Source organism: Kosakonia sp. 1610 (assembly GCF_050435845.1).
GTDB classification, from domain to species: Bacteria; Pseudomonadota; Gammaproteobacteria; order Enterobacterales; family Enterobacteriaceae; genus Kosakonia; species Kosakonia cowanii.
In genome coordinates this window covers 169,866-185,227 of record NZ_JBNDKZ010000006.1, presented here as the reverse complement: position 1 = coordinate 185,227, position 15,362 = coordinate 169,866, and the positions used below count along the sequence as shown (strand labels likewise).

At 55.9% G+C, this 15,362-nt stretch carries 14 protein-coding genes; 10 read left to right on the top strand and 4 right to left on the bottom strand.

The window, feature by feature from the left end; genetic code table 11:
* Positions 1 to 89 precede the first annotated feature (89 nt).
* The 3 genes from malM (at position 90) to ubiA (ending at position 2,601) form a co-directional block, all read left to right on the top strand.
* Positions 90 to 1,037, top strand: coding sequence for a maltose operon protein MalM (malM, locus tag ABIC80_RS17285; protein WP_429177964.1), 948 nt, complete (start codon positions 90 to 92; stop codon positions 1,035 to 1,037).
* 181 nt (positions 1,038 to 1,218) lie between these two features.
* On the top strand, positions 1,219 to 1,716 hold the full coding sequence (gene ubiC / locus ABIC80_RS17280; RefSeq protein WP_023478465.1) for a chorismate lyase: 498 nt from the start codon (positions 1,219 to 1,221) through the stop codon (positions 1,714 to 1,716).
* A gap of 12 nt (positions 1,717 to 1,728) precedes the next feature.
* Positions 1,729 to 2,601 carry a 4-hydroxybenzoate octaprenyltransferase gene (gene ubiA, locus ABIC80_RS17275; protein WP_128483849.1) on the top strand — a complete coding sequence of 291 codons (873 nt, stop codon included), beginning with the start codon at positions 1,729 to 1,731 and terminating at the stop codon, positions 2,599 to 2,601.
* Positions 2,602 to 2,944: 343 nt separating this feature from the next.
* Here ubiA and plsB read toward each other — a convergent pair whose 3' ends face one another.
* Positions 2,945 to 5,365, bottom strand: coding sequence for a glycerol-3-phosphate 1-O-acyltransferase PlsB (plsB, locus tag ABIC80_RS17270; protein ID WP_042712639.1), 2,421 nt, complete (start codon positions 5,363 to 5,365; stop codon positions 2,945 to 2,947).
* 132 nt (positions 5,366 to 5,497) lie between these two features.
* Here plsB and ABIC80_RS17265 point away from each other — a divergent pair, with 132 nt between their 5' ends.
* From ABIC80_RS17265 to ABIC80_RS17250, 4 genes are all read left to right on the top strand, one after another.
* Positions 5,498 to 5,866 carry a diacylglycerol kinase gene (locus tag ABIC80_RS17265; RefSeq protein WP_429177962.1) on the top strand — a complete coding sequence of 123 codons (369 nt, stop codon included), beginning with the start codon at positions 5,498 to 5,500 and terminating at the stop codon, positions 5,864 to 5,866.
* A 108-nt stretch (positions 5,867 to 5,974) separates the two neighbouring features.
* Positions 5,975 to 6,589, top strand: a complete 615-nt coding sequence (gene lexA / locus ABIC80_RS17260) for a transcriptional repressor LexA (RefSeq protein ID WP_023478391.1) — start codon at positions 5,975 to 5,977, stop codon at positions 6,587 to 6,589.
* A gap of 75 nt (positions 6,590 to 6,664) precedes the next feature.
* On the top strand, positions 6,665 to 7,999 hold the full coding sequence (gene dinF / locus ABIC80_RS17255; RefSeq protein ID WP_200134488.1) for an MATE family efflux transporter DinF: 1,335 nt from the start codon (positions 6,665 to 6,667) through the stop codon (positions 7,997 to 7,999).
* A gap of 133 nt (positions 8,000 to 8,132) precedes the next feature.
* The gene (locus tag ABIC80_RS17250; protein ID WP_023478538.1) at positions 8,133 to 8,342 is read left to right on the top strand and encodes a CsbD family protein; all 210 of its coding nucleotides are present in this window, start codon (positions 8,133 to 8,135) and stop codon (positions 8,340 to 8,342) included.
* Between the two features lie 249 nt (positions 8,343 to 8,591).
* Here ABIC80_RS17250 and zur read toward each other — a convergent pair whose 3' ends face one another.
* A complete protein-coding gene (gene zur / locus ABIC80_RS17245; protein ID WP_023478461.1) occupies positions 8,592 to 9,107 on the bottom strand; it encodes a zinc uptake transcriptional repressor Zur in 516 nt (171 codons plus the stop codon).
* A 331-nt stretch (positions 9,108 to 9,438) separates the two neighbouring features.
* Between zur and traF the strand changes: the two genes are divergently transcribed.
* Positions 9,439 to 10,704 carry a conjugal transfer protein TraF gene (gene traF, locus ABIC80_RS17240; RefSeq protein WP_376746627.1) on the top strand — a complete coding sequence of 422 codons (1,266 nt, stop codon included), beginning with the start codon at positions 9,439 to 9,441 and terminating at the stop codon, positions 10,702 to 10,704.
* Between the two features lie 42 nt (positions 10,705 to 10,746).
* On the opposite strand, the gene ycaC is transcribed toward traF, so the two are convergent.
* On the bottom strand, positions 10,747 to 11,370 hold the full coding sequence (gene ycaC, locus ABIC80_RS17235) for an isochorismate family cysteine hydrolase YcaC (protein ID WP_429177960.1): 624 nt from the start codon (positions 11,368 to 11,370) through the stop codon (positions 10,747 to 10,749).
* 264 nt (positions 11,371 to 11,634) lie between these two features.
* On the opposite strand from ycaC, the gene dusA reads away from it, so the two are divergent.
* Positions 11,635 to 12,672 carry a tRNA dihydrouridine(20/20a) synthase DusA gene (dusA, locus tag ABIC80_RS17230; protein ID WP_369811773.1) on the top strand — a complete coding sequence of 346 codons (1,038 nt, stop codon included), beginning with the start codon at positions 11,635 to 11,637 and terminating at the stop codon, positions 12,670 to 12,672.
* 228 nt (positions 12,673 to 12,900) lie between these two features.
* Here dusA and ABIC80_RS17225 read toward each other — a convergent pair whose 3' ends face one another.
* On the bottom strand, positions 12,901 to 13,884 hold the full coding sequence (locus tag ABIC80_RS17225; RefSeq protein WP_242388386.1) for a quinone oxidoreductase: 984 nt from the start codon (positions 13,882 to 13,884) through the stop codon (positions 12,901 to 12,903).
* 61 nt (positions 13,885 to 13,945) lie between these two features.
* Between ABIC80_RS17225 and dnaB the strand changes: the two genes are divergently transcribed.
* Positions 13,946 to 15,352, top strand: a complete 1,407-nt coding sequence (dnaB, locus tag ABIC80_RS17220; protein ID WP_023478500.1) for a replicative DNA helicase — start codon at positions 13,946 to 13,948, stop codon at positions 15,350 to 15,352.
* Positions 15,353 to 15,362 lie beyond the last annotated feature (10 nt).

The following is a 15,362-nucleotide window of genomic DNA, read 5'->3' as shown; positions in this document are numbered from 1 at the left end:
TGCATGAAAAGAGGGGCGTAAGCCCCTCAATTTTAGGTGAAGCGCGCTATTGCCTGGCTACCGCTCACAACGAAATTAAGGTGATAACAATGAAAATGAAAAAGAGTCTTCTCGCATTGTGCCTCACAGCTGGCCTGCTGGCTGCGCCCATGACCAGCTTCGCAGCGATTAACATCGTGCCACAGGATCTCTCCGCCGCGCCTGCTATTCCTGCCTCCGCGCTTCAGCAGCTGCAGTGGACGCCGGTGAATGCGTCACAAACCGTCACTAACGATATCTCTGTTGCAGGACAGCGTCTGAATGTCAGCGGCATCAGCGGCCCGGTGATGGCCTATAGCGTGCCGGCGAATATCGGCGAACTGAATATTACGTTAAGCAGCAAAGTCAAAGATGAAAGCGTCTTCGCGCCGAACGTGTTGGTGCTGGACCAGAATCTATCGCCAGCAGCCTTTTTCCCCTCCAGCTTTTTTGCCTACCAGGAGCCGGGCGTGATGTCCGATAACCGCCTCGAAGGCACCATGAAACTGACGCCTGCGCTGGGTCAGCAAAAGCTCTATTTATTAGTGTTCACCACGGAAAAAGATCTGCGTCAGACCACGCAAATGGTTGACCCGGCGAAAGCTTACGCCAAAGGAAACGGTAACGCGGTGCCGGATATTCCGGATCCCATCGCCCGCCATGCCACCAGCGGCACACTGGCGCTGAAAGCCAGCACCTCTTCCGCGTCCAGCATTCTTGTCGGCCCGCTGTTTGGCTCCTCGGCACCGAGTGCGGTGACGGTCGGCAACACCGCCGCACCAGCCTATAACACGCAGCCTGCACCAGCGCCGGTGGCTGCACCGGCTCCTGCGCCAGCACCTGCGGCGAAAAGCGAGCCGATGCTCAATGATACCGAGAGCTACTTTAACCGGGCGATCAAACAGGCGGCTGAGAAGGGTGATATCGATAAGGCCCTAAAATTATTGAATGAAGCGGAGCGTCTCGGGTCGAAAACTGCCCGTGCCACTTTTATCAGCAGTGTAAAAGGCAAGGGGTAAACTCTCCCCACGTTGTTGATACTTGCAGTAACTGGTGCGTCGCCAGACGCACCTTTTTTTCCGCCGTGCGGGCGCGCTGTTGCGTAACTGTTGCACGGATGAAAAGCGAATAAACTTTCCCGCCACTCCCTAATCGGTTCTGCGATACACTACTGCGACGTTATGTACCGGAGAGTATGGCATGTCACATCCTGCGCTTACGCAATTGCGTGCGCTGCGCTACCTGGACGCAATCCCCGCGCTGGAACCACAACTGCTCGAGTGGCTGTTGCTGGAAGATTCCATGACCAAACGTTTTGAACAACAGGGCAAAAAGGTCACGGTTACGCTGATCCGCGAGGGGTTTGTCACGCCTGATGAGATCGCCGAAGAGCGCGATCATCTGCCCGATGAAGCCCGTTACTGGCTGCGGGAAATTCTGCTCTGCGCCGACGGAGAGCCCTGGCTTGCCGGTCGCACCGTGGTGCCCGAGTCAACCCTGAGCGGCCCCGAACTGGCGCTGCAGAAGCTGGGGAATACGCCGCTGGGGCGATATCTTTTCACCTCTTCTACACTTACGCGTGACTTTATTGATATTGGACGCCACGAGCAGTTATGGGGGCGGCGCTCCCGCCTGCGTCTCGGCGGTAAACCGCTGATGTTGACCGAACTGTTTCTGCCCGCGTCACCGCTGTACTAAGAGGAACTGAAAATGGAGTGGAGTCTCACGCCAACTAAACTGTTGGCCTTTCATCGGCTGATGCGTACGGACAAACCAATTGGTGCGCTGTTACTGTTGTGGCCGACGCTGTGGGCGCTGTGGGTGGCGACACCTGGCGTACCGCCGCTGTGGATTTTGTTAGTGTTTGTCGCTGGCGTCTGGCTGATGCGCGCGGCTGGCTGTGTGGTGAATGATTACGCCGATCGTAAGTTTGATGGGCACGTCAAGCGTACTGCAAATCGTCCGTTACCGAGCGGCGCGGTGACGGAAAATGAGGCGCGCGGGCTGTTTATCATCCTTGTGCTGCTGGCTTTTGCGCTGGTGCTTACCCTCAATCTGATGACCATTCTGCTCTCGGTCGCGGCGCTGGGCCTGGCCTGGATCTACCCGTTTATGAAGCGCTATACGCATCTGCCGCAGGTGGTGCTGGGCGCAGCGTTTGGCTGGTCGATACCGATGGCGTTTGCCGCTGTGAGCGAGTCCGTACCGCTGAGCTGCTGGATTATGTTCTTCGCCAACATCCTGTGGGCGGTGGCCTATGACACTGAATATGCGATGGTCGATCGCGACGATGATGTGAAGATTGGTATCAAGTCGACGGCGATCCTCTTTGGGCGTCACGACAAGCTGATTATCGGCATTTTGCAGGTGCTGGTGATGGCGATGATGGCGGCAGTCGGCTGGCTGAACGGGCTGGGGTGGATCTATTACGCCACCGTGCTGGTTGCCGGGGCGCTGTTTGTCTATCAGCAGGTGTTGATTGCAGGCCGCGAGCGCGATGCCTGTTTTAAAGCCTTTCTGAATAATAACTACGTTGGTCTGGTGCTGTTTCTGGGGCTGGCGGTGAGTTATCTGCACCTATAGCGCGGGTTTGTCGGGGTTGTGCGCTGAATCGACGGGCTCGTGCGCTAATTTGCTGCGCTCATGCGCTGAGTTGCCGGATGGCGGCTACGCTCCGGCCTACGGGTTCGCTGCCGCTGAAACCGCCCAGGCCGGATAAGCGTTAGCGCGGCATCCGGCAATGAGCATACCGCTCAGCATTATCACCCAGGCCGGATAAGCGTTTACGCGCCATCCGGCAATGAGCATACCGTTCAGCATTATCACCCAGGCCGGATAAGCGTTTACGCGCCATCCGGCAATGAGCATACCGTTTAGCATTATCACGTAGGCCGGATAAGCGTTTACGCGCCATCCGGCACTTCCGTCACTCCGCTTGCGTCGCGCTCTCGATCGTTAAACGCACATCCGATGTCATCAGCTCCGCCAGCATCTGATAAACGCCAAGCGTGCGCGCCGGATCGGCGTCGCCGGTATCACTGATATAACCCTCGTCGCGCAGCGTCAGCACCAGTGTGCTGAAGACTGCTTTATCGAAGAACTCCGGTGCGTTGATGCCGTGCAACACCGACAGACGCTGCGCCAGCGTACGGCTCTCTTTCTCAAGCGTACTGCGGTTCATCGCCGGGTTGGCGCTCAGCAGCCAGAAGGTGATGGCATAACGCTGCAGCGTCTCGCGCGCACCTGCGGCCAGCAGCTGCAGAGTGCGTGAGTGTGCAGGATTGATGCTGAGAAGATCCTCTTTCAGGGTAATCAGCCCCTGGCGCACCAGCTCCTGAATCAGCTTATCCAGCACTTCCGCCAGCTCTGCATTTTCCCAGCGCAGGAACAGCTCGGCTTTCAGCATCGGGTAGAGCAGTTCCACATGACGCAGAATTTCACCGCGTGAGATGGCGCGATGCTGGGTCACAATCGCCGCGATCAGCGACGGCAGCATCAGCATGTGCGCAATGTTGTTGCGGTAATAGGTCATCAGCACCGCCTGCTCGCGCGGCAGGATGATGATATCGCCGATGGTGTCCTTCTCGACCTCAAACTTGTTCATCTGCAGCGCGTGAGCGATAAGCTCAGCGGCGCTGGCGGATGGTGCGGTAGAGTCCGGGGAGTAGGGCACATTGCGCATCAGCTCAAGGTAGCAGTTAAGCTGCTCGGTGAGCTGCTCGCGCGTCAGCGAGCGCTGGCGCGAAGCCAGCAGCGCCGTACAGCAGAGGTTCATGGCGTTTGCCGCACCGGCATTATTGATGCGAACCATCAGATCGGCGGCGATGCTGTTAACCGTCGGCGTCAGCCATGCCGGACGGATCGCTTCAATCGGATCGATCGATTCGCGCCACTCCGGCACATGGTGGTTCAGGTAGTTCATCAGCGGGATTGGCTCGCCAAAGTTCACATAGCCCTGACCAAGGTTACGCAGCTTGCTGAGGCCGCGCACCATCTGCAGCAGGCTCTCTTTCTCTTTCGTCGCGCCGCGCAGCTCTTTGGCGTAGGTGCCGACCTCCATCACATGCTCGTAACCAATATAGATCGGTACCAGCGTGATCGGGCGCGTGCCGCCGCGCAGCATCGCCTGGATGGTCATCGACAGGGTACCGGTTTTCGGATCGAGCAGACGCCCGGTGCGCGAGCGGCCGCCCTCAACGAAATACTCTACCGAGTAACCGCGGCTGAAAAGCTCGCCCAGGTATTCACGGAACACCGTCGAGTAGAGCTTGTTGCCTTTAAAGGTACGGCGAATAAAGAAGGCGCCAAGGCGACGGAAAATCGGACCGGCGGGCCAGAAGTTGAGGTTGATCCCGGCCGCAATATGCGGCGGCACCAGGCCCTGGTGGTAAAGCACGTAGGAGAGCAGCAGATAGTCCATGTGGCTGCGGTGGCAGGGCACATAGACAATTTCATGGCCCTCGTGCGCCAGCTGGCGTACGCGCTCGGCGTTGTGCACGTTGATCCCCTGATAGAGCCGGTTCCACGTAAAGCCGAGGATACGGTCGGTCAGGCGAATCATCTCGTAAGAGAAGTTAGCGGCAATCTCTTCCATCAGCGCGATAGCGTTCTGCTGCGCCTTATCGTGGGAGATCTTTTTGCTGCGCGCTTCATCTTCCACCGCACGGGCAATCGCTTTTGACGACAGCAGCTTATTGAAGAGATCCTGACGCGCCGGCAGGCGTGGGCCAACGGCGGCCAGACGCTGGCGGGCGAAGTGCATACGCGCCACGCGCGCCAGTTTCTGCGCGATGATCTTATCCGTGCCGTGTTCGGTCGCCATGCGGCGCAGCGAAACCGGCGGGGAGAAGCGCACAAAGCTGTCGCGGCCAAGCCACGAAACAGCGAAGAATTTTTGAATACCGTTGAGCATGCGCAACGGCGGGTTGACCTCACCCTTTTCACGCCCCGGCGAGCGGCCAAACATCACCGATACCGGCACCATCTGTACATCCAGATCGGGATGGCTGCGGTGTAAATCCAGGTAGTCGTGGAACAGTTTGATCGACTCTTCTTTCGGCGTGTAATAGGTAAATACGCGCGGGCCACCGTGAATAAACACGTAGCGTGGCAGCAGCGCGCCATCGATCTCCAGCGGTTCGAGGGGATCGGGTAATTCATGCGCCAGGCACTGCTCGCGCAAGGTCATTAAGTCTGCCTTTGAGTTGTAAGGCAGCACGTACATAATAGGACGTGATGTGTCGAGCCCCAGTTCCTGTGCAGGTTCTGCGGGGATCGATTTACTTTTTACCAGCACGCTTAATGGTAAGTTCAGTAATTTGTAGTAAATTCGTGGCCAGCCGGACATAAAGGGTGTAAAGCCTCTGGTTATTAATAGTGCCATTGCGCCGCAAGAATATCAGAAAGCACGCATAATTTCTGTGGTACCGCTGCGTGTACCACTACTCATTGACGCTTAATAGTTAAAAAGGTTCTTTTCATGACCAATAATACCACCGGTTTTACCCGGATCATTAAAGCCGCAGGATATTCGTGGAAAGGTGTACGCGCAGCCTGGATTAATGAAGCTGCATTTCGCCAGGAGGGCGTAGCCGTTGTTCTGGCTATTATTATCGCTGCATTTTTGGATATTGATGTCATCACGCGCGTCCTGCTTATTGGCTCGGTCACGCTGGTGATGATTGTCGAAATCCTCAACAGCGCTATCGAAGCGGTTGTAGACCGTATCGGGTCTGAATTCCATGAGCTTTCCGGCCGGGCAAAAGATATGGGCTCGGCGGCGGTGCTGATGACAATCTTACTGGCGCTCTTTACCTGGATCTCGCTTCTTTGGTCACATTTTCGATAGCGTTTCCATAATTCTATAACACTCTGGATTTTTGCTTAAATGTGGTTTCAAAATCGCCGTTGACTGTATATACTCACAGCATAACTGTATATACACCCAGGGGGCGGGATGAAAGCATTAACGGCCAGGCAGCAAGAGGTGTTCGATCTGATTCGCGATCGCATCACCCAAACCGGTATGCCACCGACGCGTGCGGAAATCGCACAGCAATTGGGGTTCCGTTCCCCAAATGCAGCCGAAGAACACCTTAAAGCGCTGGCGCGCAAAGGGGTGATCGAAATCGTATCTGGTGCATCGCGCGGTCTGCGCCTGCTGCTGGAAGAAGAGAACGATATTGGTCTGCCGCTGATTGGTCGCGTCGCTGCGGGTGAGCCGCTGCTGGCGCAACAGCATATCGAAAGCCACTATCAGGTCGATCCGAATCTCTTCAAACCGCATGCGGACTTCCTGCTGCGCGTTAGCGGGATGTCGATGAAAGATATCGGTATTATGGACGGCGATCTGCTGGCGGTGCATAAAACCCAGGATGCGCGTAACGGCCAGGTGATCGTCGCCCGTATCGAAGATGAAGTGACGGTGAAGCGCCTGAAAAAACATGGCAACACCGTTGAACTGCTGGCGGAAAACAGCGACTTCTCCCCGATTGTGGTCGATCTGCGCAAACAGAACTTCACCATTGAAGGGCTGGCAGTTGGCGTGATCCGTAACGGTGAATGGCTGTAACGCCTCTTTTCTCTGCTGTGGCGCCCCGTTTAGCGCCGCAGCGCCACGCTTCTCCTCTTTAACGACGCTTACGCTATGCCGCTGTTAACCGCATCCGACAAAGCTTTGTGGCGGCTTGCGCTGCCGATGATTTTATCGAATATCACCGTTCCGCTGCTGGGCTTAGTTGATACAGCGGTGATTGGTCATCTGGATAGCCCCGTCTACCTTGGCGGCGTGGCGATTGGCGCAACGGCAACCAGCTTCCTCTTTATGCTGCTGCTGTTTTTGCGTATGAGCACCACCGGGCTGACCGCCCAGGCATTCGGTGCAAAAAATCCCTCTGCACTCTCACGTGCGCTTGTCCAGCCTCTGCTGTTGGCGCTCGGCGCAGGTATCGTCATTGCGCTGCTGCGTACGCCGCTTATCGATCTGGCGCTGCATATTACCGGCGGCAGCGAGGCGGTGCTGGAGCAGGCGCGGCGCTTTCTTGCCATTCGCTGGCTTAGCGCGCCCGCCTCGCTGGGCAATATGGTGCTGCTTGGCTGGCTGCTCGGCGTGCAGTATGCCCGCGCACCGGTGATACTGCTGGTGGTCGGCAACCTCTTTAATATCGTGCTCGACCTCTGGCTGGTGATGGGCCTGCATATGAATGTGCAGGGCGCTGCGCTCGCGACGGTTATCGCGGAATATGTCACCTTTTTTATCGGCTTGCTGATGGTGTGGCAGGTTTTACGCCGGCAGGCTATCTCTCTTTCGATGCTGAAATCCGCGTGGCGCGGCGGCGTTCGCCGTTTGCTGGCGCTCAATCGCGATATCATGCTGCGCTCCCTGCTGCTGCAACTCTGCTTTGGCTCCATCACCGTGCTGGGCGCGCGTCTCGGCAGCGAAACGGTCGCCGCCAACGCGGTGCTGATGATGTTCCTCACTTTTACCGCCTACGCGCTGGACGGCTTTGCCTATGCCGTCGAAGCCCACTCCGGTCAGGCTTACGGTGCGCGTGATGGTAGCCAGCTGCTGCACGTCTGGCGCGCGGCCTGCAGGCAGGCAGGGTTTGTGGCGCTCGCCTTTGCCCTTGTCTATGCGCTGGCAGGAAGCACGCTTATTACGCTGCTGACCTCCATTCCTGAACTGCAGGCGGTTGCCGGGCACTATCTCATCTGGCAGGTGGTATTGCCGCTGGTGGGGGTGTGGTGCTATTTGCTCGACGGCATGTTTGTGGGTGCGACGCGCGCGGCTGAAATGCGTAACAGTATGGCGGTTGCCGCTGCCGGTTTTGGCCTGACTCTGCTGACGGTGCCGTGGTTGGGCAACCACGGTTTATGGCTCTCTCTGGCGGTTTTCCTTGCGCTGCGCGGTATTACGCTGGCGCTGATCTGGCGTCATCACTGGCGCAATGGCAGCTGGTTTGCCAATGCCGACAATGCATGAGGATCTGCGGCTTCGTCTGGCGTGTATGGTTAAAGATTCCGAATAAAAAACCGAACGCCGAATCCTTATCTACAATAATTAGTACGTTCAGCACGCAAGAACGTCATTTTAACCGAACGATAAGGAGTCAATTATGAACAAAGACGAAGTCGGCGGTAACTGGAAACAGTTTAAAGGCACTGTTAAAGAGAAATGGGGCAAATTGACCGATGACGATATGACCGTCATTGAAGGTAAACGTGACCAGCTGGTAGGTAAAATCCAGGAGCGTTACGGTTACGCGAAAGACGAAGCGGAGAAGGAAGTTACGGATTGGGAAACTCGTAACGAATACCGCTGGTAGCCAACACTTCCCCCTCAAGTGTATTAACCCTCACAGGCTACCCTGCCCGTAGGTACAAGGATGTACCTCCCTAATAATCCCTTCATCTTTCACGTTTTATCCGCGTTGGCTGCACTCGCTCACATAGGTCACATACTTATGTATGCTCCCTATGATTCACTCATTTGCCGCCTTGCTAAAACGCGAAATCTTTTGGGATTACTTTCTGAAACAGAAACAGAAACAGAAACAGAAACAGAAACAGAAATTTTAACGTGGTTTCTTCTTCACCTGCAGGCTGTGATCGTGCTGGCAATGGTCGTGATGACGACAGGCTTCGACTTCCACGCAGGCCGCGCATAAGCCGTGGGCTTCAATCACATTATGGCGCAGGGCAAAGCCCATCTTCGCCGCCAGCGCATGCATGATATCTTCCACCCCTTCCGCCTGCTCCTCTTTAACCGCACCGCAGCGGTCGCAGATAAACATCGCAGAGGTGTGCGTCGGCTGATCAAAGAGATGGCACAGCACATAGCTGTTGGTGGACTCCACCTTATGCACAAAACCCTGCTCCAGCAGAAAATCGAGCGCGCGATAAACCGTGGGCGGCTTCGCCTGCGGTTCGCTCTCCCGCAGCAGGTCGAGCAGATCGTAGGCGCTGATGGCGCTCTTTTGCAGGCTCAGCAAACGTAAAACTTCCAGACGCTGTGGAGTCAGGCGCACGTTGCGCTGCGCGCACAGCTTTTCAGCCTGCACTAACATCTCTTGCGAAGTGGTCTTATCCATAGGCGCTCTCGGGTTGGTGAAAAGATGAAGCTTCACACTTTACCATGTCCTGCCGGAAACGCCGAGACCGCCAACTTTAAACACACTTTCGGAACTTTCCTTCCCGAAATGATTTTCCTCTTCTATAAATAGTGAGTGCCATCACTATAAATATGAACCGGCCGCCCTGGAGCGTTCGGAAGAGGTAGTGCCTTTTTCTACTGTTATTCACAGCAATATAAATTCCTGTTTGTGCGCAAACTAACAGGCTTAAATACTCATCTGGCTACGAGAACATACTGTGAAAATAAATGCGAAACTTTCGGTGGTCGCTATTGGTGTCTCCTTTTTTATGGCAAATCAGGCGGGAGCAGCCAATACATGGGCAGAAGCGCGTAACGATGCAATGGGTGGAACGGGCGTCGCATCGGCAAATTATGGCAGTGGAGCATTAATCAACCCGGCGTTGCTGGCGAAAGGTCAGCCGGAAGATGATGTCACCGTGATCCTGCCAAGCGTACAGGCACAAATTTCAGATAAGGATAACCTGCGCGACGAAATTGACTACATCAATGACAAAGTCGATCAGTATAAAGATGTCGTCAATAATCTGACGCCGATAGAGATTATTACTAACCCTTTCGGCACCGTCGATCAGTTCCAGAACGCGGCCAAAGATTTGGGTGACGAGCTGGTTAAACTGCGTGGCAAAACTGCGCAGGCTAAAGCGGCAGCCGGTATTGCGGTCAGCATCCCTAACGATGTGCTCTCTGCGGCTTTCGTCACCAAAGCCTACGCCCACGCGCGCGTTAGCTCCAATATCGATCAGCAGGATATTGATTACCTGCGCAGCATTCAGAACAGCGATGCCGTTGCGGTGCGTGAAGCACTGGGTGCGGCGCTGTCGCCAAACGGCAGCGATGAGATCACCCGTAACCTGAACTCCACCGCTTCCGGACGTGGCGCGATTGTCACCGACTTTGGCGTGGCGCTGGCACATCAGTTTGACGCGGGCGGCATTCCGCTCTCCGTTGGCGTAACGCCGAAGCTGCAAAAAGTGTGGGTCTACAATTACACCGCGTCGATTTATGACTACGACAGCAGTGACTGGAACAGCAGCCGCTACCGCCGTGATGACACCGGCTTCAACGTTGACGTTGGCCTCGCCGCCGACCTCAATGAAAACGTGACGCTCGGTTTAACCGGTCAGAACCTCATCTCGCGTAATATCGACACCCAGGATGCCATTATTCGTAACGGCAGAACGGGCGAAGTGCGCAACTACAAAGATACCTACCAGATTAGCCCGATCGTCACCGCCGGTGCCGCATGGCATAACGAGCTGGTAACGCTGAGCGCTGATGGCGATCTGACTGAAACCAAAGGCTTTAAGAGCGAGAAGAACTCGCAGTATGTTGGCGTCGGGGCTGAAGTCCGTCCGCTTAACTGGCTGGCAGTGCGTGCTGGTTACCGCGCTGATGTGAAGGGCGATGACAAAGATGTCTTCACCGCCGGTGTTGGCTTCTCGCCGTTCAACCGCGTTCATCTTGATCTGATGGGGCTGGTGGGCGAAGACGAAACCTGGGGTGCTGGCGCGCAGCTTAGCCTGACATTCTAAGGAGTAACCGGAGGCTCTGCGCCTCCGGTTTTTTGATTTCGGTTATGGCTTGTTAAGGGTGTTAAAACTGGTCATCAGGTTGCGGTAATCCGGAATATGGTTAGAGAAGAGCGTCCCGAGGCCTTCAATATCATTACGCCAGTCGCGGTGTAATTCACAGGCGATACCAAACCAGGTCATCAACTGCGCACCGGCCTGCGACATGCGATCCCATGCCGAATGCCGCGTGATTTCGTTGAATGTTCCTGATGCATCGGTCACCACAAACACCTCAAAACCCTCCTCAATGGCTGATAAAGCCGGAAAGGCGACGCACACTTCCGTCACCACGCCGGCAATAATCAGCTGTTTTTTACCTGTGGCTTTAACGGCATTCACAAAATCCTCGTTATCCCAGGCATTGATATTACCCGGGCGCGCGATATAAGGCGCATCGGGAAACTGCTCCTTTAACTCAGGGACGAGCGGGCCATTTGGGCCGGTTTCAAAACTGGTGGTCAGGATGGTGGGAAGATTAAAGTATTTTGCGAGATCGCCCAGCGCCAGCACGTTATTTTTGAATTTGTCGGGATCGATATCCCGCACCAGAGAGAGTAAACCTGCCTGATGATCAACAAGCAGTACCGCAGCATTATCTTTATCAAGGCGAACATAAGGTATGGTCATGTTTCAGCTCCTGTCACCCGCAGAGGTGAAGTGAATAGTGCGATTTATTGGAATAGAACTACGATGACTAACAAAAATAATAGGTCATGGTTAAGTTTTGACCAGCGTGACGGCGCGGACCTGTTTGCGGATGCGGGCTGCACGCCGTCGGATTTAACGCATTTCTCTGTGCTAGAATGGCGGCCCGCGATTTCTGGAGCCGGTTTTTTTGCCCGCGCCTGAGGTGGGAGCGATGACGAGAGATTGATTTTAATTGCCCAAAAAATGCACGGTAATCCTGATATGACAAACACCCCTCAAACCTGCGTAACGTCCGCCGATTCGGCTTCTCACTGGCCCGGCCGATTCTCGGTTGCCCCGATGCTCGACTGGACGGACAGGCACTGCCGCTACTTCCTGCGTCTGCTGTCGCGCCACACGCTGCTCTATACCGAGATGGTGACTACCGGGGCGATTATTCATGGCAAAGGTGATTACCTGGCGTACAGCGACGAGGAGCATCCGGTGGCGTTGCAGCTGGGGGGCAGCGATCCGGCGCAGCTGGCTCACTGTGCGAAGCTTGCCGAAGCGCGCGGCTATGACGAAATCAACCTTAACGTCGGCTGCCCCTCCGATCGCGTGCAGAATGGCCGTTTCGGTGCCTGTCTGATGGGCGAAGCGCAGCTGGTGGCGGACTGCATTAAAGCGATGCGCGATGTCGTCTCCATTCCGGTCACGGTCAAAACCCGTATCGGCATTGATGAGCAGGACAGCTATGAATTCCTCTGCGACTTTATTGGCACCGTAGCCGGTAAAGGCGAGTGCGAAAGCTTCACGATCCACGCCCGCAAAGCCTGGCTCTCTGGCCTTAGCCCGAAAGAGAACCGCGAAATTCCGCCGCTCGATTACCCGCGCGTCTACCAGCTAAAGCGCGATTTCCCGCACCTGATGATGTCGATCAACGGCGGAATCAAATCGCTGGAAGAGGCGAAAGCGCATCTCGAACATATGGATGGCGTGATGGTCGGGCGCGAAGCTTATCAAAACCCCGGCATTCTCGCGTCGGTAGACAGAGAGATTTTCGGCGTCGATACGCCGGATGCCGACCCGGTGGCGGTGGTGCGCGCAATGTACCCCTATATTGAGCGCGAACTGAGCCAGGGGGCCTATCTCGGCCATATCACTCGCCATATGCTGGGCCTGTTCCAGGGCGTGCCGGGCGCGCGTCAGTGGCGTCGTTACCTGAGTGAAAACGCGCACAAAGCGGGGGCGGATATCAATGTGGTGGAGCACGCCCTCAATCTGGTGGCGTCGAAACGCTAAAGCGTGCAGATTTATTGCGCAATCGTGGGATCGGTTACGAAAGGAGTGAGCGCTTCGTCACATCCTTGAAACATTTCCCCGTGCAGCCCGGTGAAGCAAATAGGATTTAGCGCGTAAATCTGTCACTATTCCGGCGTAACGAATTCATCGCGCTGTACCCTACAATACAGCCGAACAAAAAAAGAAAGGGCTTCCTGCGGGAAGCCCTAATTCTTTCTGCACAATCACTTACGGAATCAGCAGGCTCGATCCCTGGGTGGCCCGGCTCTCCAGCGCTTCATGGGCGCGCTGCGCATCGGCGAGCGCAAACTTCTGGCTCTCAGCCACTTCCACTTTGATGACGCCACTGGCGATCAGCGAGAAGAGCTCATTGCTCGCTTCCTGCAACTCGTCGCGCGTGGTGATGTAACCGTTCAGCGAAGGGCGGGTGGCGTAGAGCGATCCCTTCTGGTTGAGAATGCCCAGATTGACGCCGGTCACCGGCCCGGAGGAGTTGCCGAAGCTGACCATCAGGCCGCGGCGGCGCAGGCAGTCGAGGGAGGTTTCCCAGGTGTCTTTACCAACGGAATCGTATACGACGCTCACTTTTTTACCGCCGGTCAGCTCTTTTACCCGCTCAACCACGCTCTCTTCGCTGTAGTTGATCACCTGCCAGGCGCCCGCCTGCTGAGCGCGCTGCGCTTTTTGCGCCGAGCCAACGGTGCCAATCAGTTTCGCGCCGAGCGCTTTTGCCCACTGGCAGGCGATCAGGCCAACGCCGCCCGCCGCAGCGTGAAACAGGAACATCTCATTGGGCTTCACTTCATAGGTTTTGCGCAGCAGATAGAAGACGGTCAACCCTTTGAGGAAGGAGGCGGCGGCTTGTTCAAAGGAGATGGCGTTGGGCAGGACGGCGACTTTATCGGCAGGCACATTGTGCACAGAACTGTATGCGCCAAGTCCCGATTGGGCGTAGACCACGCGGTCGCCAACTTTCACATCCGTGACGCCGGAACCCACTTTACTGACCACCCCGGCGGCCTCGGTTCCCAGCCCGCTTGGTAAGCCCGGCGGCGGATAAAGGCCGCTGCGAATGTAGGTGTCGATATAGTTAATACCGATGGCTTTATTCTCGACCTGCACCTCATTTTCTGCCGGATCGACGGGCGTAAACTCCACAGCCTTTAAGACTTCAGGGCCGCCGTGCTGTTGAAACTCGATTCTTGTCGCCATGCTTCCTCCTGATCTGTGATAATCTCTCAACCCATTCATTACCCGGATAACTCCATTCACTATGGCAGGAAATAAACCCTTCAACAAACAGACTGAGCCCCGCGACCACAAGCTTGAGGGGATGAAAGTGCCTCCGCATTCGATCGAAGCGGAGCAGTCGGTGTTGGGCGGTTTAATGCTGGATAATGAGCGCTGGGACGACGTTGCCGAACGCGTGGTCTCCGAGGATTTTTATACTCGCCAGCATCGCCATATCTTTACGGAAATGCACCGCCTGCAGGAGATGGGCAAACCCATCGACCTGATTACCCTTGCCGAATCGCTGGAGCAACAGGGCCAGCTTGATATTGTCGGCGGCTTCGCTTATCTGGCTGAACTGTCAAAAAATACGCCAAGTGCGGCGAACATCAGTGCGTACGCCGATATCGTGCGTGAACGTGCGGTAGTGCGCGAGATGATCGCGGTGGCGAATGAGATCGCCAACGCCGGTTTCGATCCGCAGGGCCGCAGCAGTGAAGATCTGCTCGATCTGGCCGAGTCGCGCGTGTTTAAAATCGCCGAAAGCCGCGCCAATAAAGATGAAGGGCCGAAGAACATCGCCGATGTGCTTGAGGCGACGGTGGCGCGTATTGAGCTGCTGTTCCAGCAGCCCCATGACGGCGTGACCGGCGTGAATACCGGCTATGACGATCTGAACAAAAAGACCGCCGGTTTACAGCCGTCGGATCTGATTATTGTTGCGGCGCGTCCCTCGATGGGTAAAACGACGTTTGCGATGAACCTCGTCGAAAATGCGGCGATGTTGCAGGATAAGCCGGTGCTCATCTTCAGTCTCGAGATGCCCTCCGAACAGATTATGATGCGTTCACTCGCGTCGCTGTCGCGCGTCGATCAGACCCGCATCCGTACCGGTCAGCTCGACGATGAGGACTGGGCGCGCATCTCCGGCACGATGGGCATTCTGCTGGAAAAACGTAATATCTATATCGATGACTCCTCCGGCCTGACGCCGACGGAAGTGCGCTCTCGTGCGCGGCGTATCGCCCGCGAGCACGGTGGCATTGGCCTGATCATGATCGACTACCTCCAGCTGATGCGCGTGCCGTCGCTGTCGGATAACCGTACGCTGGAAATTGCCGAGATCTCCCGCTCGCTGAAAGCGCTGGCGAAAGAGTTGCAGGTGCCGGTGGTGGCGCTGTCGCAGCTTAACCGCTCGCTGGAGCAGCGCGCCGATAAGCGCCCGGTCAACTCCGACCTGCGTGAATCGGGCTCTATCGAACAGGATGCCGACTTAATCATGTTTATCTATCGTGATGAGGTTTATCACGAAAACAGCGACTTAAAAGGCATCGCTGAAATCATTATTGGTAAGCAGCGTAACGGCCCTATCGGCACGGTACGTCTGACATTCAATGGGCAGTGGTCACGCTTCGATAACTATGCCGGGCCACAATACGACGACGAATAACGTTTCGTTA

What these genes read in the sequence shown, in the direction of transcription:
- malM (WP_429177964.1), top strand. Translation starts at nt 90, where the DNA reads ATGAAAATGAAAAAGAGTCTTCTCGCATTGTGCCTCACAGCTGGCCTG.
- traF (WP_376746627.1), top strand. Translation starts at nt 9,439, where the DNA reads ATGGCAAATCAGGCGGGAGCAGCCAATACATGGGCAGAAGCGCGTAAC.
- plsB (WP_042712639.1), bottom strand. Translation starts at nt 5,365, where the DNA reads ATGTCCGGCTGGCCACGAATTTACTACAAATTACTGAACTTACCATTA.
- dnaB (WP_023478500.1), top strand. Translation starts at nt 13,946, where the DNA reads ATGGCAGGAAATAAACCCTTCAACAAACAGACTGAGCCCCGCGACCAC.
- ubiC (WP_023478465.1), top strand. Translation starts at nt 1,219, where the DNA reads ATGTCACATCCTGCGCTTACGCAATTGCGTGCGCTGCGCTACCTGGAC.
- ABIC80_RS17265 (WP_429177962.1), top strand. Translation starts at nt 5,498, where the DNA reads ATGACCAATAATACCACCGGTTTTACCCGGATCATTAAAGCCGCAGGA.
- lexA (WP_023478391.1), top strand. Translation starts at nt 5,975, where the DNA reads ATGAAAGCATTAACGGCCAGGCAGCAAGAGGTGTTCGATCTGATTCGC.
- ycaC (WP_429177960.1), bottom strand. Translation starts at nt 11,370, where the DNA reads ATGACCATACCTTATGTTCGCCTTGATAAAGATAATGCTGCGGTACTG.
- zur (WP_023478461.1), bottom strand. Translation starts at nt 9,107, where the DNA reads ATGGATAAGACCACTTCGCAAGAGATGTTAGTGCAGGCTGAAAAGCTG.
- ubiA (WP_128483849.1), top strand. Translation starts at nt 1,729, where the DNA reads ATGGAGTGGAGTCTCACGCCAACTAAACTGTTGGCCTTTCATCGGCTG.
- ABIC80_RS17250 (WP_023478538.1), top strand. Translation starts at nt 8,133, where the DNA reads ATGAACAAAGACGAAGTCGGCGGTAACTGGAAACAGTTTAAAGGCACT.
- ABIC80_RS17225 (WP_242388386.1), bottom strand. Translation starts at nt 13,884, where the DNA reads ATGGCGACAAGAATCGAGTTTCAACAGCACGGCGGCCCTGAAGTCTTA.
- dusA (WP_369811773.1), top strand. Translation starts at nt 11,635, where the DNA reads ATGCACGGTAATCCTGATATGACAAACACCCCTCAAACCTGCGTAACG.
- dinF (WP_200134488.1), top strand. Translation starts at nt 6,665, where the DNA reads ATGCCGCTGTTAACCGCATCCGACAAAGCTTTGTGGCGGCTTGCGCTG.